Here is a 21690-nt window from a genome sequence, read left to right on the forward strand (position 1 = left end):
TCAGTCTCCCAGGGTCTTGGCGTAGTTTCGCCACTCCATCACGCCGTTCCACCAGAACAGGAGGGTTTCAAAATCGAAACCATCTATGTCCGACGCCGACAGCGATGTGCTGTCGGCGAGAGCGCCCATCATCAGCCGCCAGTTTTGGGGCCATTGCTGACGAAAAAATTGATCACGCGGCCCGCCCGCGAAATGTCGGAGAGGTCCATTTGGTCGTAGAGCCCGTTCATGGTCGCCTGGTTGAGGCGGGTCGATCGAGCAAAGGTGACGGCGACTTCATGTTCCTTGCTTGCCGCCGAGATGGCCCGCTGGTCCGCGCCATTGAGACGGTGAAAGATCAGCTCTGAGAATTTGCGTTCCCTGATTTCTCCGCCCTTCCTGATGCGCAGGGTGACCGGCACATACAGGGGAAGCGTGACCGAACCATTCGTATTGCGGACGACGTCCTCGGGGAGCTGGTCGAGCGGATTGACGTCTTCGTCGACAACATCCTTGTCGCGCTTACCGTCAAGCGCCAGCGGCCGGTCCTCATCAACGAAGGAGTTCGCCTCGACCCTCTCTTCATCGAGATCGATGACGACGGTGCTTTCCTTCGAAAGTGCGTTGCTCATGCCAGTATCTCCTCGGGCTCTCCGCCGCCCCATTTGAGAGTGATCTTCCCGCCCTCGCCGCCGGTGATATCCGGGCGCTCGGTTAGAAAGGCGTCGTTCCAGACGAAGGTTTGGCCGGTATCGCAAACGGCCTGCAGTTCGCCCTCACCGGTGTCCCAAAGATTGCCGTAGCGCTGCCCCTTTTCGAGGGCAGTGACGGCCTCGATTTCGGATGCCACAAACTCCTCCGCGCGACCGGCCTTTCGGCCATAGGTGACGACAACGTTCTGCATGCCGCCGATCTTGGCCTTGGCGCCTTTTTCGACAGGGATATTTCGTCCGCGCCAGACGATATCCACGACGCCCAATACTTGAGCCATGGTTGGGTTTTCTCCTTACACCTGGAATTCAAGGGAGCCGGCGAGCACCATCAGGTTGCCGACGATCTTGATCTGTTGGCGGCTTTCCAGCCGATTTCTGTCGTCACTGGAGCGCTGGAACACGCTGGCCTTGACGGTTGCCTGGACATTCTCGATCCAGACTTTCTCGCCGTAGAGCTTGCAGCGCGCGCCCCAGGAAGCATGCATGCGGCGTGGCGTGACGACGGCGCTGCCGGCATCCTCGTCATCATCGAAGCGGCTGGCGAAGGCAGCGCTGCTTTCATCATCGACCAGCTTCGAACGGGGATACTGCAGCGAGACGTAGGCCGACCAGTCGTAGCGAATGCGCGACAGGGTCTTCGGCGTCATGATATCCAGCCAGGCGCGATCGAGAATGCCAAGACTCGAGGTCTTGTATGTCGTGATGATGCGCGAGATCACCGTCGAGCCGTCCGACAGATGGTCGAAGGTGCAGATGCCCTTGTTCAAGAGCAGGTTCTGTTCGGAATCGGTGAACTGGTCGGCCGGCGCCGGCGCCTCGACGCCCGGCACGACAAGCGAGCGCAGCTGGCGAGCCGGATCGTTCGTCAGATGGAAAGCGCAGAGACCGGCGACAGCGGCCGACAGAACCCAAGGGCTGGTCGGCGAGCGGTTGAGACCCATGGCGGTCAGGTTCGGCGAATTGGTCAGCATGCCGAAGGTTCCGAGGCCTCCATAGGAACCACGCTTGGCGACATAGCCATGGACATCGAGCTTCGACGTTGCCTGGTACCGGACGCGCAGCCACTCCGCGAGGGCCGCCATGTTAGTGGCATCCGCCCAGGGAGAGATGACATCGGTGAACCACGTATTCGCCAGGACATCGAGGACCGTCTGCAGTACCGGGTTGCCAGCACCACCAGCCATGTCGATGACGGTGACCGTCAGGCCGGACGGGACCGGAGAGGCTGCTGCGTCGACACGCAGATCGATGCCGTTGCCGAGTTCGCCGCCATTGCGGGCGGTGCAGGTGACAACGCCAAGCGCAGACGTCGCTGTGACCACGTTGGCCGTATCGGCTGTGATAGCGGCTGCAAGCGCTGCCGCCATCACCGACACGGTATCGGCCGGATTCGCGGTGAAGCGGATCGGCCGGCCGGCGATCTTGAAATACAGCAAGGTCGCCTGAGGCACGGCGCCGACGAAAGTGATCGTGCCGCTCGCCTTGACCGCGCCGGCGGCGTCGGCCGCTGCCGTCACATAGAGCGGCGACGTCCCGTTGGCCTTGCGGAAGGCAGCGACCTGTTCGGCGCCGATCGAGCCGAGGCCGAAGAGCGCGATGCCTTCCTCTGCGCGGGTGACCTCGACGATATTGCCGGGCTGCAGCGAGCCGGTGGCAAGCTTGTGGCCGACAAGCAGCGCCTTGGTCGGATACGGCAGGATGCCGGTATTGGAATAGTTCGGCTTGACCTCCAAAAGGGTCGCTGGCTCAAGCCAATCATAGGGGATTTCATTGAAGTCCATGGCTTACTTCTCTCCTTTGGACCGGCGCGGGCGCGGCGGTGTTTCGGTTTCGGTGGCGCCGGCGGCCGGATCAATCTCGGGCGTTTCGTCTTCCGGGACGATCGGCGGCTCTACCTCCGGTTCGGGATCCGCCGGTACCACGACGGGGCGCTCGGCCTCGACCAGGTCGCCGCAGGCGATGCGGCGGCGGACGAACAGGGTGTTAGGTGCGTCCATGCCGTTAGCGGGCCAGGGCCTGCCGTCCTCCTGGTCGACCGTCATGCCCTCGGCGGGCTTTAAAAATCCAAGCATGTCCTACTCCTCGGGTAGTTCGGTTTCGTCGGTGGCGACGATGGCTTCCGGATCTTCGTCAAAAGCCCAGGACACGCCGATCCGCTTGAGATCGTCGAGGGTCACCAGGGCGAAGTTTGCAGGGCTGGTGACGAAGGCGACGCTGAAGTCGATCTGAGAAATCACGACGTTATCGTCGGTCCACCCATCGGCGATCAGGCTGTTGGCTCCGGTGACCGTGGCAACGCCGACGTCGGGGATCTCGGCCGCCTGCAGGAGTGCGACAGCAACGTCGAACATGGCATCAAGGCCGATACCGCGCTTGTCGCCTTTGAAGCGGGTTTCAAGACCATTTGAAGCCCTGAAGACGAGCACTAGACGCCACAGCATCTGACCTTTCAAAGCGCGACCGCTGGCGGCGTCGGGCTTCATGCCAGTCCAGGCCAGGCCAATGAAAGGCGCCTGCTTAACGAGGCGCTCGAATTCCTTGATCGTCAGCGTCTGCGGGATGCGCTCGATCGTGAAATCTTTCGCAGGAAAGGCGAGCCGCAACCGCTCGACGATCGCCGGTTCCATCTTGCGGATCGGTGCGTAAGCGAGATCCATTACCAGCCCCGCAACGTGTCTGAGGTCATGGTGCGCGGCCGATCGGACATGCGCGGACCTGAGTTGACGGCCGGGCCGGCAGGCTCTGCAGCGGGCACGTCGAGATTGACCAGCTCCTTGGCGATGTTCTCAAGCCAGGTGATGATATCCTTGCGACCCTTGCCCATCTCTTCGCTCGGGTCGGTGTGCTCGCCCTGGGCGAGATCGTAGCGGGCAAGGATGCAGGTGGCGCGAACGATCTCCGCCGGCGGCGCCGCGATCGGCGCGAAATACCGGCCACGGATATAGCCGTCGATCAGCGCTCCAGCGTCAGCGAGCGCGATATTGACCTTGTCTTCGTCAACCGTTTCGGCCGTGCGGTCTTCCGGCCGGGAAAGCCGGATGATCTGCGTTTCACCGAAGCGGGCGATCATGTCGGAAACGGTTGCGTACATAAGGGCGTCTCTCAGTTCGGTTGGGGAAGAGGCCGGCCGCGAAGCCGGCCTCCATGTCAGTCAGTGTCGAGAAGTCCGGCTAGCATCGCCGTCGCACGTCGATGAAGTTGAGGCCGTGGGTCTGGTAGCTCTCGGCATATTCCGGCTTCAGCGGATGAAGTGCGGCAAAGGCTGTCAGCGATTGGGCGCCGGGATGATCGGCGAGCCTATTGACCTCCTCGACCTGCAGCACGTCGAACACAACGGTGGCGAAATCACTGCTGGTCATATTGACCTTGAGGTAAATGCCCGCATCGAGCGGAACCACCTCGGCCGACGCCGGGACGCTCACCAGGAACAAGCTTGAGAGGCTTGCAATGATGATGGCGGCGCCGACGCCGATACTTCGAAAACTGTAGAACGAACGCATCTAAGTCCTTTCTGGGTTGCAGGCTTCACGTTTGCCGCTGTTCCGCTCGCGTCCGTGCGAGCCAGGGCTTCGACGCCGAGTGCAGGATCAAGCCCGCATGTGCGTCTTCGCGGCGCTCCCGCTCTGGATGGGATGCCCGGACGGCAGGTTCTCGCTTCCCCGCCGCCCGGTCGGCCCGCCTTGGGATTACTTGTCGCCGCCGTCGTCGCCGGCCTTGGCTGCCTTCTTGCCGTCTGCGATCTGCTTTTCGAGCTTGGCGACCTTGTCATTGGCCGCTGCCAGCTCCTTGCCAGCCTTGTCCATTGCGTTGTCGTGGTCGGCCTTCAGCTCCGCCGTCTTGTCCTCGACTGCGTTCTTCACAGCCTGGTCGAACTTGGCCTGCAGCTCCTCAGCCTTGGCCTTCATCTGGCGGCCGACTTCGGCATCGACGCGGAGCTGGAAATCCGTTTCCGTCAGCGTGTTCTCAGCTTTTTCATCGACCTCGCGGACGGTGAAGGCCGGGTCGGCGCGGAAGCGCTCAAGCTCCTTTTCGCTCCACCGATCGGCCGGGTAGAATTCGCTCGCCGGGTGCTGGACGCCATTCCGCCACATGCCGGGCGAGCTGCAGATGATCTGGATCTTCAAGAGGTTTCTCCTTCGGGTTTCGGGCAAACGGCCCGCATCGGCCGCTTGTCGAAAACCCGTCGCCGGCGGGAGGAGGTGCCGGCGACGGTTTGGCGGGCGAGAGTGCCCGCCGCCCGGATTACGCGAGGTAAGGAATGTCGATGACCTCGATGCTCTTCGCGAGCACGTTGCTCTCACCGCCGTTCACCAGCTCAGCTTCGAGCAGCTTCTTGGCGGTCATCCGAAGCGCCGGCGGCACGAGGATCTTCTTCGGCCGGATGTTGAGAACCGAGCCATCACGACGACGGATCGTCGTCATGGCCGTGTACGCGGCAGTGAAATTCGCCTCGTTCAGCGTTGCCTTGGACTTGTAGGCGAGCTGCCAGAGGCCGAGGCCGGCATTGCAGCGACCGTCGACGCCCCAGACGAACTTGCCCTGGTAGAAGACGTTCGGATCGTCCGGGTTCTGCATCGGCGTCAGCGTGAACTTCTTCCGCGGCTGATAGACGAACGGCTTCATGAACTGGCTGTCGTCGATCAGGTACCAAGCCGGGCCGGCGCCATCGGCGAAGTTCGAAGCGATATTGGCGCCGCCGTTCTCGTCATAGCCGGGATGGTCGCCGTCGAAGAAATACTGACCGTCGTAGCACTTCACCGTCTCCGCCTTCTTCATCAGCGGGAAGACGAGCTGGTCGGGGAACTCGGCTGCATCCTGCCCCATCTGGGCCGCAACCGGCGCGAAGATGCCGATCTGATCGTCTTCGATCTGCGACCGCTTGATCGAGATCGTTTTTTCGAACTCGCGGTTGCGGATGATGTAGGTCTGGGCCGAAAGGTCATGAACGACACGATCGCCGAACCATTCGCGGAAGCCCGGCAGATCGTCCAGGCGCGGATATTCGTTCATCGCCGTGGTCGAAGGCACCGTCATGGCGACGGTGGAATAGTAGGTCTGCACTGAATCGAACCGGCCGTTATAAGCCGTCGAAAGGCCGGTATAGATGCCGCGCAGTGTGTTGGCATTGATATCCAAGGCTTGCTCCTTAAAGGGTTTTCAGCCAGACGCCGTCCGCGTCGATGGCGTCGATGGTGCCGATCTGAAGCAGCGCGCCGGCTGTCAGGGTGAAGGTGTCGTCGGCGCTGGCGTAGACAGCCGCACCGATGTTGGCGACGGTGGCGCCGGCAAGCGGAATGATGCGCACATCCTTCTCGATCTTGACGTACTGGTCGCCGGTGGCCCCGGTGGTGTTGTCGATCCGCTCTTCGGCAAAACCGATGAGCTTGACGGCGCTGACGTGCCCGGCCGGGACCGCTTCCTTGTTGGCGGTGATACCAACGGCCGCGCCGCCATAGATCACGACGCCGGCAAGAACCGGGTAGCCATAGGCGCGGCCGAGGCCGGGTTTCTTCTTTGCGCGAATATCATTCGTCGCCGTCATGTCAGTTGCCCTTTCCGTGCAGGGCCTTGGCCGTGTCGGCGTAGGCCTTGGGGTCGATGCCCATCATCGCCATGACGTTATTGTCTTCGGCGGTGAGCGCGCTGTCGTCGGCGCCGGGCTGTTTGCGATTGCCGAGGCCGCCGGCGTTCAGCGACGGCAGCAGCTTGATTTCGGCTTCGACCTCGGCCGGGTTCTTCATGTGCCGGGAGATCATGTGATCGCGCAGCGCCGGCACGATCTTGCCGGCCTGAATGGCGCCGTCGATCGCGGTCTCGGCCTTATCCTTGGCCGTCGTGGTCGCAATCGCCGTGAGCTGCTTCTGCATCGAGGCAAGCTGCGTTTTCAGATCGGCGTTTTCCGCCTCGGTGGCGGTAACCTTGCCGCGCGACTGGATCGCGGTAACAAGAGCGTCAGGCGCCGTGTCCGTGGCGAGGCCGGCGGCCTCGGCAACGCGGGACATCAGAGCGGCGGCGCCGGCCTGGGCGGTATGAGCTGCCGCGACAGCCGCCAGAATGGTGGCCTCATCGGCAGTCTCGGGAAGGCCGAGCGCCTTCCGCAACTGTTCAAGCATTGCATTCTCCTCTTGAGAGTGAAGTGATTTCAGATCGGCAAGATTGGGGTCGTTGGTCAGCGAGACGCGCAGCAGCTTCGCGACCTTGAACGGCTTGGCGGCGCTGTGCAGGAAGACCGGCGAAAGGAAACCGTATTCCTTCGCGGCGACCATGCGCTCTCCCTCGGGCGTCCACTCGACGCGGCCATAGAGACCATCGTCACGCTTCTGCAGCTCAACAATCCAGCCACGCGCCGGCGCGGCGTGACCCTGCTTGGCAGCAAGATCGGTGGAATGGTTTTCGTCGACGGCGAGCTTGTGACCTTCCTGATTGAAGGTGGCGATCAGCGCATCCATGTCAGGCGCGGCATAGGGGCCGCGTCCGTCGACGCCTTTGAACTCGGCTGCCGGAAGCAGATGGAGCCATTCCGGCGCGGTGGCGTCGGCCTGGTTCAAGGCGCGGATGATTGAGTTGATCGCTTTTTCCATGGCACGGATATGCCATGGCGCCAAACGGCACATCATGCCCGCCGAGGCGGGCGGGTAGGAGTGTCAGAAAATCTGAGGGGGAGTTAAAGCCGGGACGAATAGCGGTCGACGAAATCGAAGACGATCTCCGCGATCGACGTCTCGTCTTCGTCCGATATACCGAGGAAGGGACGCGCGGGCAAGGTCACGCTGTCGACCATGATCATGTTGCCTCCGATCCGGAAAAAAAGATGGCTTGCTGTCTTCGGCTTGATCTCGGCGCCGAACTGGTGAGCGGCGGCATAGATCGTGTTCGTCCCGACGCGAACTTCATCATTCGAAGCCTGGGAGTTGATGCTGTCGCGCAGCCGGCCGCTCTCGGTCAAGATTCGGGAATTGCGCTTGGTGGCGGCATATCCGGTGTTCAACGTCTGCCATGCCTGCCCCTCCGGATCGGCTTGCGTGACGAAGCGCATGTGCGTCGATCCTACAAGCTCGACGCCGATCGCGGCCATGACCGGCCGCGTATTGTCCATCAGATGCTCCAGGCGCTCGAAGGCGCGGCGCACCTGCTTGTCCATCACTTCAGTCGTGATCGAGAGAGCTGCGCCCGCCATGTTTGCCTTTCCGCCCGACCGGGCCTATATTGTGGATGACGCGCCGAGCAGGAAGCGCACCCTTCAGGGTGAGTGGGATTGGCATTTCCGGCCCCCCGGCGCGTCAAAGATCCCCAAATCGCCGCTTGATCTCATTCGCATTCGCCCGCCTGAGCGAGACGAGATAGATTTCTTCGCGATCGGCCTTTTTCACAACCTTGACCGCCGCCTGGTAGAGTTGCCCGTCATATTCGCCGACGAACGCCCAGCGGCCGTTCGCGTCCTTCACCAGCCGGCCGGCCGAAGCGAGCTGGCGCGGGATCACGCCATACGCCGCCGGCGTGGCGATCGTGTGCTTGACGTGGCTGCGGATCGTGTCGGCCGAGAGGCGAATTTCAGTTCCTGCCTTGATCTCAAGCGTGGTGGCAACTTCCTTCGACGCGATACCGACCGGCGTCCAGGAACCATCGGGCCATTTGCCACGCAAAGCCGAGAAGACGAACGCGGCAACATTCGCCTCGTCTGCAGAGACCGCCTTCGGACCAGGTGCAGTCTGTTCTAACCAGGCGCGGCCGGGATTGTACGCAAAGGATGGATCGACGCCGAGCGGCTGATCGGTGCCGAGTTGGTCGAGATCCGGAGCGCGATCGGGACCGGCCTTGCCGAGCCGACGAAGACCAGGACGCGAAACCGGCGTGACGAAGCAGCCGCAGCCAAAGCCGTTCGGCGGATAGGCCGTTTTCCAGAACGGATCGTCTGCGGCAAGGCAGAGCCCGTTCCAGTTCTTGTGCTGCAGGCGCGGATGCACGGCGCCCGAATGGTGGTATTGCCAGTAAGGAAACGTGGCCAGGGTATCCGGCTCGCTCATCTGGGCATAGCGGCCGGCGGCATAGGCCGTGCGCAGATTGGTTTCGAAGATCGTCTTCGTTCGCCAGCCGCGCTCGCCCCTGTAGCTCCAGCCGTGCTTCTTTACGATCTGGTCGAAATCCTTGCGGAAGTCATCGAGCGTGGTGCCCTGTTCAAGCGCCTTGCCGATCGCTTGCTTGAAGTCGTCGACGATCGCCGTGGTGTTGGCGCCGGCGACCATGAACATCTTCGAATGCGCCGCATCCCAGACGTCGCGCCAGCTTTCGGTCGGGGTGCTGACCTTTTGCCGGAAAAAGGCTATTGCTTCGTCAAATGGCAGATCGATGGCCGAGAGCGTCGAAGCCATCCTGGCAATGACACTCCGCATCGTTTTCAAAGGGTTTTCAAAGCCCGTAGACGCGTTTCCAAGGTTTTTTCGGATGACGGCAGCGCCAAGGCCGTCCACGCGCGTCTGTGGGCCTCTAATCATGATTAGCCCTTTAGGTCGTCTAACAGGCTTGCTTGCCCGGCCAATTGGGCTAGTGCCATACCTCTTGCCATAGCCTCCGCCAATTCGTCTGGCGCCAGCTCAAGCCGCGACAGGCGCTCGGCCGCATCCCTCAAATCGGAAGCCTGCATAAGCGCCGCCTTCACCTCGTCAACCATACCGGCCATGGCGCCGGCCGCGTCACGCTCCAGCCGATCAGCAAGCCGGTCGACCACGTCGTCACCCTCCGATTGAGCATGGGCCGACCGTTGGAAGAGATGTTTGAAACTGCTGTGAACGGGCTTTGCCGGCTGGTCTTTTGCAACCGCTGGCGTGGCCGGATCGCCACCAGGAGCAGGCTCGGGTTTGCGGCCGCCTATCAGCACGGCGCCCTTTTTTGGCGCAGGTATGCCCATGCGGTCCTGAAGGAAGCTTTCGTCAGCCGTCAGCCCGTGTTTCGCCAGCTTATCGAAAGCCTCGGCGAAATCCTTGATCGGCAGTTCGTCCGGACGTCCGATCTTCACCTGCGGATAATGATCCTGCGGCCCGAAGTTGAAGGCGATGATATTTGGGATGAGCTGCAGGTTGACCGTGCCGCTGAGGCACATGGCATCCGATCGCTCAATGTCCTCCTGTACCAGCCGGTGCTCCTGGCTGACGGCATGTCCACCCGATATCGCGTCGGTTGTCGTCGTTTGCCCAAGAACCAGCTTTGAGATCTGGCGATCGAGCCAGTCTGCTCGCCGCTCATACATGTCGGTTGAACTCGCCTTCGAACCGACGTCGATGAACTCGATCAGCATGTCGCGCGGAATGATCGCCGCGCAATCGCCGGCAATGCTGCTAACCGCGCGCCAGAGAACATCCTTCTGCGCCTCAGTAGCTCCGGGACCGTAGCGACCGACGCGGATCGGCTGGCCGTAGTTCTGGGCAAAGATTGCCCAATCCTTGATCGTGAAGCTTTTGAACATCCACGCCCAGCAGGCGACGCGGGCAATTCCGGAACGGATCGTCAGGCCAGATTTCGTCTTGTGGCGATGGACGATGAACTTATGCGGTGCGAGCGGGGCGCCGGCGACGCCCTCACGAAGCAAGACGGTCTCGCCATCTGCCTGGTCGAATGTGAACCAGCGCTGGGTTCGCCACGTCAGATCACGAGGCAGCATGCTCCCGAGCCGATACTGCCAATCGATCTCGGTAATGGACAAGCCCTTGCCCACGGCGTCGAGCATATCGAAAAGCGAACTCTGCAAAACGCCGTCGTCGATCCAGGACTGAACCAGGGCGGCATGCTTCTTGTGCTCGGCGGAATCTGATGCGGCCTTGACGGTGATCGGTAGCTGCGAGACCGATCGCTTCCGGGTGGCGAGCACGGCCGCGTAATGCAGGTCGCGCTCTTCGATGTCCTCGGCCAGCTCAAAATAGGCCTCAGGTTCACCGTTGGCGGCCGAGCGAAGAATACTGGCGAGCCGCTGCGGCGTCATCCCGTCTGCGGGATGGCCGGAGAATGGATTGCGCATGCTGCCGACGCGCGCGTCGGCCACTTGGTCCATCAGCTCTTTCCCGAGGACGATCCGGCCCAGCCAGTCCCGAAACGATGCCATTACAGTGATCCCCTCAAATGAACGTTGACGCTTCTGCGACGATCGTCATCAAGCGGCGGGCCGCCGTTGTGACCGACCTGAGAGGCGGCTGTTTTCCGGTTGGTCTCATACTCGTACGAGATCGACTCCTGCCGGCTTGCGAAGAACGCCAGCGCGCCCGCCGGCGCCGTGTCGCCGTGGCGCTCGTATCCGTCCGCGCCCTTGCTCGTGTGATTGTCCGGAACCTTGATGATGCCGTTGACATAGGCGAGCGCCTGGTGGTCGGCGAGCACATCAGCATCGCGCGGAAGCAGGATCGTCTTGTCCGAGAAGGCCTCGATATAAGGAAGCATGTTCGTGCTGTACCAGGATTGGTTCAGCTTCACCTCGACGATGGTGTCGCCGTATCGCTGCCGGGCCTTTTCGGCGAGGTATTCACCGTTGCCGGTCGCGTCCAAGGCGCCGCCCATCAATCGCGGCAACGCGTCGACGACATAGAAGAGAATGTCGCGCTGCTGGTCATACGGGATGTTCTTCAGCTCCAGGACGAAGGGGGCACGCCGAACCAGGTCCTGCCCGATCTCGATCGGAATGATGGCAGTCTTGTCGCCGCTGCGGGCGAAGTCCTCGCCGAACGCATGTTCCCGATCGGGATTGAGGCGACTTAAAAGCGGCTTCAATTGCGTCTTGCAGAACGCGTCGGCCTGGCGTGCTCGCTCTTCGTCCGAAAGGTTTTTGAAGTCGTCATTGCGATCCCAGCGGATGACGGGGATATCTGCCGACATGCAGCTCTCAATGAGAACACGCGTCAGTGCCGCCCCTTCGCCCTCGGCCGGGATGGCGTCCAGCTCCTGTTTCATCTTGGCGGTGCGCGAACCATAGGCACCGCGGATCTGCTTTTCCCAAGCGTCCTGCTTCTCCTGGGTCCACTCCTCGCCCTTCTGCTCGCAGACCTTGCGAAACAGCCCGTTGTCGATTGCGGCCTGAAACGGAATGTAGTGATAGCTGAAGGGAATTTTCTTGGCCTGCGCATCCAGGCAGAGCTGGTTGAACGCATTGAGAAAACCGTTGTGCGAGGAGATGACGCGGATCTTGCCGCCCCAGATCAGCAGCGCGTTAACGGCATCGAGCACTTCGTGGACGTTCTTGTGGAATGCCGCCTCGTCAATGACGACGGTGCCCTGCAGACCGCGAATGTTCTCCGGTCGGGACGACAGAGCCTCGACGCGGAAGCCCGAGGCAAAGGAAATCCGATAGCCCGAGATGAAGGCGGTTGTGCCGTCTGCGCGCTCGTCAACGAAGATACTGTCCTCGATCGCGGCAACTTCCTTGGCGACGGTATAGGCGAAGTGTTTCACATAGCCGATGAATTCGCGGCCCTTGTCCTTCGTGTCGCCGATATAGAACACGTTCTGCCCGCCGGCCGATCGGGCGGCCGAGGCGATCAGCGTATCGTCCAGCGCCTCGGCAAAGGTGATCCCGGTACGGCGGCCCTTGGCGCAGACCTTCAGGTCACTATCGTCCTCAAGCCACTCGGCCTGGTGGCGCATCAAGACGCCATCGGCGAGCGGATCGAGATCCTCGGGAATGTTGGCGCCGCGCAGCAGCTCCTCCGGCAACTTCGCCGGATCACGCGTCAGGACAACGTCTTCCGAGACGGCCTCGGTCATTTCGTCCTCTTCATCAGCATGAAGGTGACGGCGACGGACCAGATCGCAGCGCCTCCGATCAGGAAGCAGGCGAACACCAGCAGCGGCGAGACGAACAGCGCTGCGGCCAGGCCAGTGACTAGAAGCAGCAAGAGGATGGCCAGAACATTGGACAGGACCGCGAAAGCAACGAACAGCGCCATCGCGATCGCGATGCCCTTGGCGATTTTCAGGGCTGATGAAGGAACGAAGATCTGCACGTCGTCACCTACACGATCTGCACGTGGGCGATGACGAACCAGATAGCGAAGCCAAGGCCGCCCAGGACGGCAAGCACCCCGCAGATCATGCCGAAGATGACGAAATAATAGAGCGCCGTGAGATCAGGAATCATTGCTGTCTCCTTTGCGTTCACCGGGAGCATTCACACCCGAGCCGCGGCAAAGATCGCACCCTGCCTTGGTGTCGTAGACGATGCTGGAAACGGTCCCGTTCGGCCGATAGGTCACCCGCTTGACCTTCTGGCCGATGCCTTTGCAATGCGGGCAGATCGTGGCCTCGCTCATGCGGCATCCTTTTTCTTCGGTTTGACGCCGAGGAAATCACGGCGCAACTGCGCGATTGTCTCGGCCGACATGCCCTTTTCCTTCGACACCTTCTCGATCGCCTTCTCGGCCTGGGCCTTGAACTTGGCTTCGATCTTGTCGCGGCGGGCCGTCGATACCGACTGCGCATGCGTCGCCGATCGGAGCGCGTCGGCGAGCTGCTTGGCATCCTTCGAATCGATCTTGCCGCGCCCTGTCCGCAGAAGCGTAAAGATCAGCGCCTTGATCGCCTCGGCCGCGACCAGCGTGAGATCGTCGCTTTCCTCGGGATCGAAGGTGTCGGAGATCGCCGCTGCCATCTCGCGCGTCTCATTGAGGTCACGCGTCATGGCGTCGAGGTTGATCGAATAGCGATTGAAGGCCGAGAAGCTCGGGATCTTGAACTCCAGCTCGCCACGGCTTTCACGCTGCAGCTCTTCGAGCTTGTCGGAAAACTCCTGGTAGATTTCGAGCTGGGTACGGCTGCTGTCCTGCAGCTCGGCCGCCGCCCACATGACGATCTGGTTAGCCTCCTGCGGCAGGAGCTGGATCGACGATAACCGGCCGCGACCTTTTCTCGCCATGGTCAGGCTCCTGGCCTGGACGGCCGCTTCACGCCCTCAATGGCGACATGCCGATCGACGTGCCGCTTGCCGAGCGCCGTGAGGGTGATGATCTTCACCGAACCGGCCGGCAGGACCGTCACGGCGCCCATGTTGCGGAGATACTCGACCTCGCCGTGGATCCACGGCCGCTCCTGGTGAATGGCGAAGCGGGCAAGCACCGGCTCCAGCATCGAGCTGCTCAAGCTTTCGTTGGTTTGCTCGGCAAGCGCCTTCAGGATAATGAGGCGCGCTTCCTCGCGCATGATCTTGTCGAAGTCGACGCCGATATCGTCTGTCACTTAGCTCTCTCCAAAAGCAGTTCCTGCAGGCGCTCGCCGATCGCTTCGACCGGCTTTAGCCTTTCCGTCATTGTGTTGAGTTGTCCGGTCAGCTCCGTCATCCTCATCTCCAGACGATGGAAGCCCTCGCGATCGGGGAGATGCCGAAGCTCGCCCTCGATGCTCAAGATGCGCGTTGCATGCGACTCGAGCCGATCTTCCACCGCCTTGATCCTGCCTTCGGTGGCCTTGACCTTGTCCGCCAGGCTCTTCTCGCCGGAATTGATCCAGCCCTTCAGATGGCCGAGGAGCGCAATGACGCCGAGCGCCAACGAGATCCAGATGGCGTATTCTTTCGGGTCCATCAGCGGGCTCCGGCGTTGTGTGCATCGACAGCGGCGACACAGGCGGCACGGCGGTACTCGCCGACATTCCGGGCGATACGATCTGAGGACCAGTCAATAAGGACTTGGTCCGGCAACCGATCCCGATCGACGGGCGCCGTAAGCTTCGGCGCTTCCTTGCGGGCTTCGGGCGGCAGGGAAACCGGTACGGTCTTGCTGATCACCACAGGCAAGGCCGGCTTGTCGTCACTTTGGCAAGAGGCGACTACGAGCGGCATCAAGGCCAACGCCAGTAGCCGGAGGCAGTTTCTCATTCCGTTTCCTCACTTCTTCGAGCTGTTGAGACGCGGCGTTGACGCGGTCGGTGGCATCGGCCTGGATATCGATGACGGCACGGGCCTGCGCCGCCTCGGCTTGCGCGACCTTCGTGTTGGCCTTCTGGATTTCGAGCTGCCAATACGCGTCACGCTCCTGGCGCTCCTGCTGGACCGCCCGGATGATCATCGTGTCGATCTTGTCGAGCGCGAGATAGGCGACGATCGCAGCCGCGAGCATAAGAGCCGCAGCAGCTATCGCGGCCAGTGCCGCGCCCCCGATCTTGAAGCCGAACAGGTTCATTGCGAATCCTCCGGGCGTTGGTCGCGCTGCATCAGCTCCATGTCGCGTGAGCCATAGTGGCGATGAATGCCGAGTGTCCCGGCGATCAGAAGGACGAGCGAAGGAACGGCGACAGTCGCGAACCCGAGGGCCTGGCCCTGCATGATGGAACCGACGGCGAGGATCAGAATGACCAACCAGGCCATGAACGAATTCAGCCAGAGCGAGCGCTTCGACGTGGAATAGGCGGGCTTTTGCATGGTCAGCCCTTCAGGTATGGCGCAAGCGCGGCGGAGGTCTCTCGGCCGGCAATGCCGTCGACAGTCAGGCCGCGTTCGCGTTGGAAGACTTTCAGGGCGCCTTCGGTGGCAGCGCCGAACTGGCCGTCGATCGCCTGCAGATAGAAACCGGCTGCGGCGAGAGCCCGCTGAAGATCCTCGACGGCCTTGCCAGACATGCCGCGATTGATGACGGGAAAGACCTGCCGGCCGGACATCCCGTCGCCCTGGAGACCGGCGATGACGGTCTTTGCCTTGGCGAGCAGCTCCGCACGGTGGTCGAGGCCGTTCCGGCCGCCATTGATAACCCTCGTTTCGCCCACTAGGTCATCGCGGTCGGCATAGGCATTGAGCTTCTTCTCCGACCAAAAATAGAAGACGGCCCAGCCCGCCCAAGGGAAGAGTTCGACCAAATCGGGGTTCGCTTCGAAATCCGGGCAATCCGGATTGATCTTGCGCAGCCAGGCGGTGAAGAGCCTGTAATTGGCCCGTCCGGTCAACTGGATCGGGCCGCGCCCCTTGTAGCGCTTGCCGTCACCCGGCTGCGTATTGCCGAGGTCGGTGCGGGCCTCATAAGCGGCGCCGCTCGCATATTCTTCGGTCGTGACGAACAGATCGCTTTCGTGGGCGGTTTGCGCCAGAAGATGCGCGATACGCAGCGGCGTATCGACCTCGAAGCGATCGAGCAGCGGCGGCAACATGTCGCCGAATTGCTCGATGATGGAGCGCTGCTGCGCCAGCTTGTTGGAAACGGGAGGAACGATCGCCTTAAGCGTGCTGGCGTCGATACGCGCGGTCAAGCGCTGCTGAAGAGATGACATGAAAAAGCCCCAAGGTCGAAACGTTGGGGCGACAATACGCGCGCAGGCGGGTGGTCGTTCATGCCCGCCTTGGCGGGCGGGCTAGAACATTTCGATCTGTCGAGGATCTTTTTTAGCCGCCACCCGCTCTTTTGGGGCGCGGCGGAAGAGCTTTTCCACACCGGTCTCGGTCAAGCCGAGGCGTCTGGCAATCATAGCATTGCTCTCGCCATGGGCACGATAGTGGTGAGCGCGAAACTCACGGGCAACCGGCACTCGTATATAGCCGCCAGAAAACATTTTGGAAAGCCGGGCCGTATTGTCAACGCCGATCTCGCTCGCCAGTGCGGAACCCTGGGCGACCTTCGGGACATAGACGCGGATACCACCATGAATATCCGTCAGCTTGAGAAAGCCCTCGTCACCTAGCAGCTCGTGCAGTTCAGCAGTCAGATCGCTCACTGGCGTGCTCCAAGCCCGAGCTGCACCTCAAGCCGCATCTGCTCGGCCCGCAACTGGCGGAGCCGCTGCTCGCGACGGAGGCGCGTCTGGGCGTCAACGCCGCCCCTTTGAAGCTTCTTCAAAAGCTCTTCACACTGAGCGGTAACGGACGCCAACTCGGAACTTTCGAACAGGGGCATGGCATTGCGCATGATCATGTTCCTTCCAGGAGGGACAGCTGAGATTGTTTAGCTGCGTCCGCTGTGGCCTTTTTAGCCAGTCGGCGGCGCTCGGCCTCGCCTGGTGTGGCAAGGTCCATATCAGGGAGGCGCGTGTAACGATCCTGCATGCCGGGCGGCAGATGCCACACGGTCGATCGAGGCCGAACCACTTCCGAGGGGAAATGATCCTTGATCCAGATGTACCAGGCGTAATCGGTCGCGCTCGATGCTTCCGGGTCCCAGGCGCCCTGGATCAAGGCAACCCGCTCCGAAAACGGGCAGACATAGGCCGGCGCATTCCACCCGAAGAGGCGGTCGTAGCGCGATTGGCTGGTCAGCCAGCCGAGGCGGCAAAAGACGGCCACGCCTTCCGTGGCGATTTCGAGAGCCCGCAGAACGAAGTTCACAGCCTGCTCGAAGGGCGGGTTGATGAAGATCCAGTCCGGCAGCTCATGACCGTCCTCGAGGAGACGTTGTGGCGTCTCCTCGAGGAAGTCGCGGATCTCCGGATTGATCCCCCAATCGGCAACGTCGGCGACGTCCACGGCCGCGAAGGTTTCGCGCAGCGGCACGGCCATGTGACCGCCGCCGGCGCAAGGGTCGCGCACGCGCTTTGAACGCAGATCGAACCAGAGCCCGCCCTGCAGAACTTCCTTGATGACGGCGCGGGTCGCCCAGGGCGGCGTCGGAAAATATTCCAGCGATCCCTTTTCGAGGAAGCGGGACTCCATGACGTTCTTCATCGGCTGCCCGCCCGGATCTGCTCGCCGAAACGGTTCATGACCGCCTGCCAGCCCTTGGCCGTGACCGCCTGAAGCATGGCGGTGCCAGTGAGACGCAAGACTTCATCGTCAAAGCCCTTGCGGACGACGAGGCCGGCGCCGGGCGTTAGGATCTTCCACTGCGCCCAGGCGACCTTGGCGCCGTCCTGCGACAGCCAGTCGTAGCCGTTGGTATTGCCATAGGGGACGCCGGCTTCGCGGTTGATCCAGCCTTTGAGCGCCTCAATCGCGCGGTTGGCATCGTCGGGGTAGACAAGGAAGCGCGTGTGATCGAGACCGGTCTGACGCTTGACGAATGCGATCAGGGCCTTGTCGTCGCGGTCGCGGACGATGCCGAGGTTCCAGCCGGCTATCCAGAGCGCCTGCAGCTTCTTGGCATATTTGCCCGTCAGCTTCTGCCGGCCGTCAGCGCGGCGAGCCGTTGGCGCCGGCGCGAAACCTTCATTGCGGAAGACCGCGAGGACATGCTGCCGCTCGGCCTCGGTCATCTCCTTTGCGGAAGACTTGCCCGTAATCCGGGCAAGCTTGGCGCGATAGGTATCTTCATCGAGGCCGAGCTGCTTCTTGGCGACGTGGATTGCGGCGATGGAGGTAGTCATGCGATGACGCCCGTTACCAACTCTCGGATGAAAGTCTTATGATGCGATACATGAAATGGGCCGGTATCGGCGCGGCGCTTGGCGCGCTGGTCGGAATTGCTATTTTTCCGGTCTGGCAGGCATGGGTGAACCAATTTCAGACATTGATTACTGGCATCGCGGCGGTGCTGGCCGCCACGATTACAATTCGCACGATGGAAAGGACGGATCGCGAAAGCGAGAGACGACATCGCGAACTGGTGAGCATCCAAACCCGGCCCGACAGGTTGAAGGTCAGCCGCGCCCTTTTCCCTCAAATCCAGGACTTGAGAGATATCCACTTTGAACTCAGCGATCTCTACGATGGCAAAATTGAGCCTCCGCCGGGGGATGATACGCGGGAGTGGTCGTGGGTCACAGAAGTGAGCAGGCGTTACCTTCCCCGTTTTGACGAGATAGATCGCGTCTTGTCGCGTCATCAGTTTCAACAAGGTATTGTCTTGTTCGACGGCCCGACGACCCGATATCTCGATGAACTGATGGAACAAAACCAAGTCGTTCGGTATACGCTCCACCGCCACTTGGAGATCGTCGACGCCTTCGATCCCACTAGCAACGACCACTACCACTACCATGATGGGTTCGCGGATGTCTTTGAGACCGCCTTTGTTGCCATCATGCTCACGGTGCAGCTGCTTAAGCGCCTCATTGCGAGCTTGGAATTCACCGACCGGTCCTACGCGGTCCAGGGGAACTGAGGTCTTGCTCATGACGCCACCCTCGCCGTCCCGCGAGCAACCACCCGCAGCATCATGATCTTGCGGCGAGCCGCCATTTCCCAGTTCCGGAAAAGTCCAGAATAGCCCGCGGTGCAGGTGGCGCCGACGCCGGACAGGTACACGTGGTATCCGCCCGAACGGAAAGAGAAGCTCGCGCCGAACTCACGGGTGAGTTCCATCTTGACGCGCTTTTCGGCGGCCTGGACGCTGATGTCACCAGCGTCCTCGATCGACGGAATGGAGGCGATCTTGCCGCGAACGATCGCAATCATCCGCTCAACATTGGCGATCTTGTCGATGGTGGTCACGGAAGCGCTCATGACAGATGTTTCTCCAAGCCTTCGGCGAAGCGCGTGATGTTGACCTTGGAAAAGACCTCCTCGCCCGAAGGCGAGAAGGAGCGAATGACAAAGAAGACAACGCCGTCGATCGTTTCGACCTTGAAGCCCTCTTGGCGGGCGATATCGGCGATCATTCGCTCGTAATCGTCAGCGGCGTGTGCAAAGCGGCGGCTCATGGTGCTGCCCTCAAACCTTCGCGAGATCGATGGTGATGGCTTGCCAGCCATCGCTGATCGACGCGCGTTTGTAGAAGCGGACATATTCCTTTGAGCCGGTAATCCGCATCGCCTCGCGGATCGCACGCATGGCATCCTGCCAGCGCGGGTCATCGATATCGAGCCGCAGAAGCATGAAGATCTCCGACCGGTTGACCTGCCCTTCTTTCTCTGTCTGGAAGGCCTTGGTAATGACGGCGCGGATCTCCGGCCGACTGTCGGCCGACCACTCCATCAGGCATTCGTCGAGCAGCTTCTTGGCGATCTGCAGTTGGGGCCCGAAGTCGATGAAATCCGCGACCTGCACCTGGACTTTCATGAGGCCGTCGTAGGTCTGATAGGTGCGGTTGCCCTTGGCGCCGCCGATTTTGGCGCCGTATTCCTGGGCGAGTAGAGCGTCCAGGTCGCCGAGATCGGTCATGGTGTGACCACGGAACCGAGCGATTTGTGCAGACAGCCCCTCGGCAAAGCCGCTGATCTTTCGCACAACTTCGTCTTCCAGCTTGTGTTCCGGCTTGACGTTTTCGGCGGGCACCAGGTTGCCCTTGGCATCGGTCATGTAAGGCCGGCCGGTGACCATGGTGATGCCGGCTGCCTCTTCGGCTGCGCTCTGCTGCTCGATAAGAACTGCTTTCATTTACCTGTTCCTCTGTTTGACGGCGGTAGCGCGCAGATTGCGGACAGCCTGCATGAGCTTCCGGTGCGCACTCGGTTCTCCGACCGTATGGGTGACTGTTTCCAGATGGCCGAGCGCGCTCACAACGCGATCGACGGCGGTTCGAAGGGTCTCGGCCGGACGGCGTTTGGCCGGCGGGGCGGAGATCGGGCGATTCACGCGCGGCTGCCCCCGGTCGGCGCATGGCCTCGGAAGGCCACGACATTGGGGCCAACAATCGCTGGGCCGAGTTGGCGACCGCCAGCGAGACGTTCCCGCCGCTCCAACATGCTTTTCTCTTCCTCGACCTCCTCGGCGAGAGAGATTGCCGTGTTGAGACGGCGGACCAGGTTGCCGACGTCTTCGCTGGTAAAGAACTTCCCGCCATGAACATGCGGTTTCAGCTCCTCGCGGATGGCGACCAGGCATTGCGATGTGAGTTCCGAGCAGCTCATGCTTTCCTCCCGAAATCAGGCCGGATGACATTGTCGTCGCGGTTCAAGACGAAGGTGGCGGCAGCCTCGGTGGCGAGCTGCTCAACGACGTCGCGGCCCTGCTTCGCGGCTTCCATCAGCCGGTAAATCTGGACCTCGCTCTCCAGATTGCGCGCGAGCTTGCAAAGCAGAAGCAGCCGCTGTCGGAGGGCAACGATATCGCGATCGTTCGATTGGCCTGCCGGTATTACCCGGTCAAAGTCCTTCACGGCCACCGCCAGTTCAGTGCTGAGGGTGAGGATGGCGCTCATCCCAGATCCTCCACGTCGCGGGCCTTCCAGGCGTCCTGGACGTCCTGGACAGTGACGGGGCGATCCTCGCCAAGCGCGATCATGCTGGCGAGTTTCATGGTCTTATCGATCTGCCCGAGCGCGCCGCCCTTCGTACCGATCCCGGTCAACAAACGAACGGTATCGCGATCAGTGACGCCCCAAGCTTCGATATAGGCGGCAACATCTTCGGCGTACGGCTTCTGGCGCTTCAGGTTCTTACCGACGCGCCGCTTCAACTGCGCATAGGAGCGGCCGTTCGACTGCTTGACGAAGCGGGTATAGACCTCCTCGTTGCCGACGAGGGCGATGCCGCACTCATAGATGTCTGAGAAATGCCGGAGTTGGTTGATCGCGTCGTCGACCAGGTTCTGAGCCTCGTCAATCACGAGCAGCGATCCCCCGCCGATACGTTGCAGCCGCCCACCGATCGCGCGAGTGAGCTTGGCGGGATTGTGCTCGTGAATGTCCAGTTCCGCCGCCAGTTCGACCAGCATGCCGTGGACTGTCTTGGTGTGCGGGCTGACCGTCGCGTGAAAGACATGCGGATTGGTGGCCTTATAATGCCGCACGGTCGCTGTCTTGCCGTTGCCCGCGCAGGCCGTGATCATTACGAGATCGGCCGTCATCTGCGCCCAGCGAAGGGTTTCGATGATCTCCCTGGACATCCGCGTTTTGACGAAGGCCGGCGAGACGGGGATCGTGGGCATTGCGGCCGCTTCCAGCAGCGCGTCGATCCACTGCCGCATCTGCCGGGTCATGTTCTCCAGACGGCCGGAATAGCTGCCGGAGAACCACTGGCTGAAGGTGCTTTCCTTCATGCCGCTGCGGCGCGCGACTTCCGCCTTGCTCCATGAATTGGAGATGGCGATTTCGGCCGTTTGCTCACGAACCTTCCGCCATTCGTCGATTTCGTCACTGTGCTTGGCAACGAAGTTCGCTTCCGGTTCCGGTTGCTCCCAGCCCGTAAAACGACTTGTGTCGATGTGCTTATTCATACTAAGGTTCCTTCGCAT

At 61.5% G+C, this 21690-nt stretch carries 36 protein-coding genes; 1 reads left to right on the top strand and 35 read right to left on the bottom strand.

Annotated elements, in window-relative coordinates; genetic code table 11:
- From CO666_RS34835 to CO666_RS03735, 29 genes are all read right to left on the bottom strand, one after another.
- Entirely contained in the window at positions 1-129 is a 129-nt protein-coding gene (locus CO666_RS34835) for a hypothetical protein (protein ID WP_280951772.1), read from the bottom strand.
- 2 nt (positions 130-131) lie between these two features.
- Entirely contained in the window at positions 132-611 is a 480-nt protein-coding gene (locus CO666_RS03600; RefSeq protein WP_097610772.1) for a hypothetical protein, read from the bottom strand.
- Entirely contained in the window at positions 608-970 is a 363-nt protein-coding gene (locus tag CO666_RS03605) for a phage tail tube protein (RefSeq protein WP_097610773.1), read from the bottom strand. Before CO666_RS03605 ends, CO666_RS03600 begins: the two co-directional genes overlap by 4 nt.
- 15 nt (positions 971-985) lie before the next feature.
- Complete coding sequence (locus tag CO666_RS03610) at positions 986-2473, bottom strand: phage tail sheath subtilisin-like domain-containing protein (protein WP_097610774.1); 1488 nt, start codon at positions 2471-2473, stop codon at positions 986-988.
- Positions 2474-2476: 3 nt separating this feature from the next.
- Entirely contained in the window at positions 2477-2764 is a 288-nt protein-coding gene (locus CO666_RS03615; RefSeq protein WP_097610775.1) for a DUF2635 domain-containing protein, read from the bottom strand.
- A gap of 3 nt (positions 2765-2767) precedes the next feature.
- Positions 2768-3319 (bottom strand): hypothetical protein, encoded by a 552-nt coding sequence (locus CO666_RS03620; RefSeq protein ID WP_245436734.1) that lies wholly within the window; start codon positions 3317-3319, stop codon positions 2768-2770.
- A gap of 29 nt (positions 3320-3348) precedes the next feature.
- Positions 3349-3783 (bottom strand): gp436 family protein, encoded by a 435-nt coding sequence (locus CO666_RS03625; RefSeq protein ID WP_097610777.1) that lies wholly within the window; start codon positions 3781-3783, stop codon positions 3349-3351.
- Positions 3784-3862: 79 nt separating this feature from the next.
- Positions 3863-4192 carry a hypothetical protein gene (locus CO666_RS03630; protein ID WP_097610778.1) on the bottom strand — a complete coding sequence of 110 codons (330 nt, stop codon included), beginning with the start codon at positions 4190-4192 and terminating at the stop codon, positions 3863-3865.
- A gap of 186 nt (positions 4193-4378) precedes the next feature.
- A complete protein-coding gene (locus CO666_RS03635) occupies positions 4379-4816 on the bottom strand; it encodes a hypothetical protein (RefSeq protein ID WP_097610779.1) in 438 nt (145 codons plus the stop codon).
- A gap of 118 nt (positions 4817-4934) precedes the next feature.
- Complete coding sequence (locus CO666_RS03640; protein ID WP_097610780.1) at positions 4935-5828, bottom strand: Mu-like prophage major head subunit gpT family protein; 894 nt, start codon at positions 5826-5828, stop codon at positions 4935-4937.
- Between the two features lie 10 nt (positions 5829-5838).
- Positions 5839-6234: a hypothetical protein gene (locus CO666_RS03645; RefSeq protein ID WP_097610781.1), complete on the bottom strand. Its 396-nt coding sequence runs from the start codon at positions 6232-6234 to the stop codon at positions 5839-5841.
- A gap of 1 nt (position 6235) precedes the next feature.
- A complete protein-coding gene (locus tag CO666_RS03650; RefSeq protein ID WP_097610782.1) occupies positions 6236-7273 on the bottom strand; it encodes a phage protease in 1038 nt (345 codons plus the stop codon).
- Positions 7274-7356: 83 nt separating this feature from the next.
- Positions 7357-7869, bottom strand: coding sequence for a phage virion morphogenesis protein (locus CO666_RS03655; protein ID WP_097610783.1), 513 nt, complete (start codon positions 7867-7869; stop codon positions 7357-7359).
- A 103-nt stretch (positions 7870-7972) separates the two neighbouring features.
- Positions 7973-9061 (bottom strand): phage head morphogenesis protein, encoded by a 1089-nt coding sequence (locus tag CO666_RS03660; protein WP_245436735.1) that lies wholly within the window; start codon positions 9059-9061, stop codon positions 7973-7975.
- Positions 9062-9186: 125 nt separating this feature from the next.
- Positions 9187-10785, bottom strand: a complete 1599-nt coding sequence (locus CO666_RS03665) for a DUF935 domain-containing protein (protein WP_097610785.1) — start codon at positions 10783-10785, stop codon at positions 9187-9189.
- Positions 10785-12434, bottom strand: coding sequence for a hypothetical protein (locus CO666_RS03670; RefSeq protein WP_097610786.1), 1650 nt, complete (start codon positions 12432-12434; stop codon positions 10785-10787). The genes CO666_RS03665 and CO666_RS03670 overlap by 1 nt, the downstream gene beginning before the upstream one ends.
- Complete coding sequence (locus CO666_RS03675) at positions 12431-12673, bottom strand: hypothetical protein (RefSeq protein WP_097610787.1); 243 nt, start codon at positions 12671-12673, stop codon at positions 12431-12433. Before CO666_RS03675 ends, CO666_RS03670 begins: the two co-directional genes overlap by 4 nt.
- An 8-nt stretch (positions 12674-12681) precedes the next feature.
- Complete coding sequence (locus CO666_RS34840) at positions 12682-12807, bottom strand: hypothetical protein (RefSeq protein ID WP_280951773.1); 126 nt, start codon at positions 12805-12807, stop codon at positions 12682-12684.
- Positions 12797-12979, bottom strand: a complete 183-nt coding sequence (locus tag CO666_RS03680; RefSeq protein ID WP_097610788.1) for a hypothetical protein — start codon at positions 12977-12979, stop codon at positions 12797-12799. Before CO666_RS03680 ends, CO666_RS34840 begins: the two co-directional genes overlap by 11 nt.
- Positions 12976-13581: a DUF3486 family protein gene (locus CO666_RS03685; RefSeq protein WP_097610789.1), complete on the bottom strand. Its 606-nt coding sequence runs from the start codon at positions 13579-13581 to the stop codon at positions 12976-12978. Before CO666_RS03685 ends, CO666_RS03680 begins: the two co-directional genes overlap by 4 nt.
- A gap of 2 nt (positions 13582-13583) precedes the next feature.
- Positions 13584-13901 (bottom strand): VpaChn25_0724 family phage protein, encoded by a 318-nt coding sequence (locus tag CO666_RS03690; protein ID WP_245436736.1) that lies wholly within the window; start codon positions 13899-13901, stop codon positions 13584-13586.
- The gene (locus tag CO666_RS03695; protein WP_097610790.1) at positions 13898-14245 is read right to left on the bottom strand and encodes a DUF2730 family protein; all 348 of its coding nucleotides are present in this window, start codon (positions 14243-14245) and stop codon (positions 13898-13900) included. Before CO666_RS03695 ends, CO666_RS03690 begins: the two co-directional genes overlap by 4 nt.
- A 225-nt stretch (positions 14246-14470) precedes the next feature.
- Entirely contained in the window at positions 14471-14842 is a 372-nt protein-coding gene (locus CO666_RS03705; RefSeq protein ID WP_097610792.1) for a hypothetical protein, read from the bottom strand.
- Positions 14839-15081 (bottom strand): NAD(P)+ transhydrogenase beta chain, encoded by a 243-nt coding sequence (locus CO666_RS03710; RefSeq protein WP_097610793.1) that lies wholly within the window; start codon positions 15079-15081, stop codon positions 14839-14841. The genes CO666_RS03705 and CO666_RS03710 overlap by 4 nt, the downstream gene beginning before the upstream one ends.
- A gap of 2 nt (positions 15082-15083) precedes the next feature.
- Positions 15084-15920 carry a peptidoglycan-binding protein gene (locus tag CO666_RS03715; RefSeq protein WP_097610794.1) on the bottom strand — a complete coding sequence of 279 codons (837 nt, stop codon included), beginning with the start codon at positions 15918-15920 and terminating at the stop codon, positions 15084-15086.
- An 81-nt stretch (positions 15921-16001) separates the two neighbouring features.
- The gene (locus CO666_RS03720) at positions 16002-16361 is read right to left on the bottom strand and encodes a hypothetical protein (RefSeq protein WP_097610795.1); all 360 of its coding nucleotides are present in this window, start codon (positions 16359-16361) and stop codon (positions 16002-16004) included.
- Positions 16358-16558, bottom strand: a complete 201-nt coding sequence (locus CO666_RS03725) for a hypothetical protein (RefSeq protein ID WP_097610796.1) — start codon at positions 16556-16558, stop codon at positions 16358-16360. The genes CO666_RS03720 and CO666_RS03725 overlap by 4 nt, the downstream gene beginning before the upstream one ends.
- Positions 16555-17304 carry a methyltransferase gene (locus tag CO666_RS03730; RefSeq protein WP_097610797.1) on the bottom strand — a complete coding sequence of 250 codons (750 nt, stop codon included), beginning with the start codon at positions 17302-17304 and terminating at the stop codon, positions 16555-16557. The genes CO666_RS03725 and CO666_RS03730 overlap by 4 nt, the downstream gene beginning before the upstream one ends.
- The gene (locus CO666_RS03735; protein ID WP_097610798.1) at positions 17301-17942 is read right to left on the bottom strand and encodes a gp16 family protein; all 642 of its coding nucleotides are present in this window, start codon (positions 17940-17942) and stop codon (positions 17301-17303) included. The genes CO666_RS03730 and CO666_RS03735 overlap by 4 nt, the downstream gene beginning before the upstream one ends.
- Positions 17943-17992: 50 nt before the next feature.
- Between CO666_RS03735 and CO666_RS03740 the strand changes: the two genes are divergently transcribed.
- Positions 17993-18679, top strand: coding sequence for an MFS transporter (locus tag CO666_RS03740; RefSeq protein WP_143540231.1), 687 nt, complete (start codon positions 17993-17995; stop codon positions 18677-18679).
- An 8-nt stretch (positions 18680-18687) separates the two neighbouring features.
- Here the strand turns inward: CO666_RS03740 and CO666_RS03745 are convergent, their stop codons facing one another.
- The 6 genes from CO666_RS03745 to CO666_RS03775 form a co-directional block, all read right to left on the bottom strand.
- Positions 18688-19008, bottom strand: coding sequence for a hypothetical protein (locus tag CO666_RS03745; RefSeq protein ID WP_143540233.1), 321 nt, complete (start codon positions 19006-19008; stop codon positions 18688-18690).
- 8 nt (positions 19009-19016) lie between these two features.
- On the bottom strand, positions 19017-19217 hold the full coding sequence (locus CO666_RS03750; RefSeq protein ID WP_097610801.1) for a hypothetical protein: 201 nt from the start codon (positions 19215-19217) through the stop codon (positions 19017-19019).
- A gap of 10 nt (positions 19218-19227) precedes the next feature.
- On the bottom strand, positions 19228-19893 hold the full coding sequence (locus CO666_RS03755; RefSeq protein WP_097610802.1) for a DUF3164 family protein: 666 nt from the start codon (positions 19891-19893) through the stop codon (positions 19228-19230).
- 194 nt (positions 19894-20087) lie between these two features.
- Complete coding sequence (locus CO666_RS03765; RefSeq protein WP_097610804.1) at positions 20088-20366, bottom strand: hypothetical protein; 279 nt, start codon at positions 20364-20366, stop codon at positions 20088-20090.
- Positions 20363-20656: a hypothetical protein gene (locus CO666_RS03770; RefSeq protein WP_097610805.1), complete on the bottom strand. Its 294-nt coding sequence runs from the start codon at positions 20654-20656 to the stop codon at positions 20363-20365. The genes CO666_RS03765 and CO666_RS03770 overlap by 4 nt, the downstream gene beginning before the upstream one ends.
- Positions 20653-21672 (bottom strand): AAA family ATPase, encoded by a 1020-nt coding sequence (locus CO666_RS03775; protein WP_097610806.1) that lies wholly within the window; start codon positions 21670-21672, stop codon positions 20653-20655. The genes CO666_RS03770 and CO666_RS03775 overlap by 4 nt, the downstream gene beginning before the upstream one ends.
- Between the last annotated feature and the right edge of the window lie 18 nt (positions 21673-21690).

It is taken from the genome of Rhizobium chutanense (assembly GCF_002531935.1).
Taxonomy (GTDB): domain Bacteria; phylum Pseudomonadota; class Alphaproteobacteria; order Rhizobiales; family Rhizobiaceae; genus Rhizobium; species Rhizobium chutanense.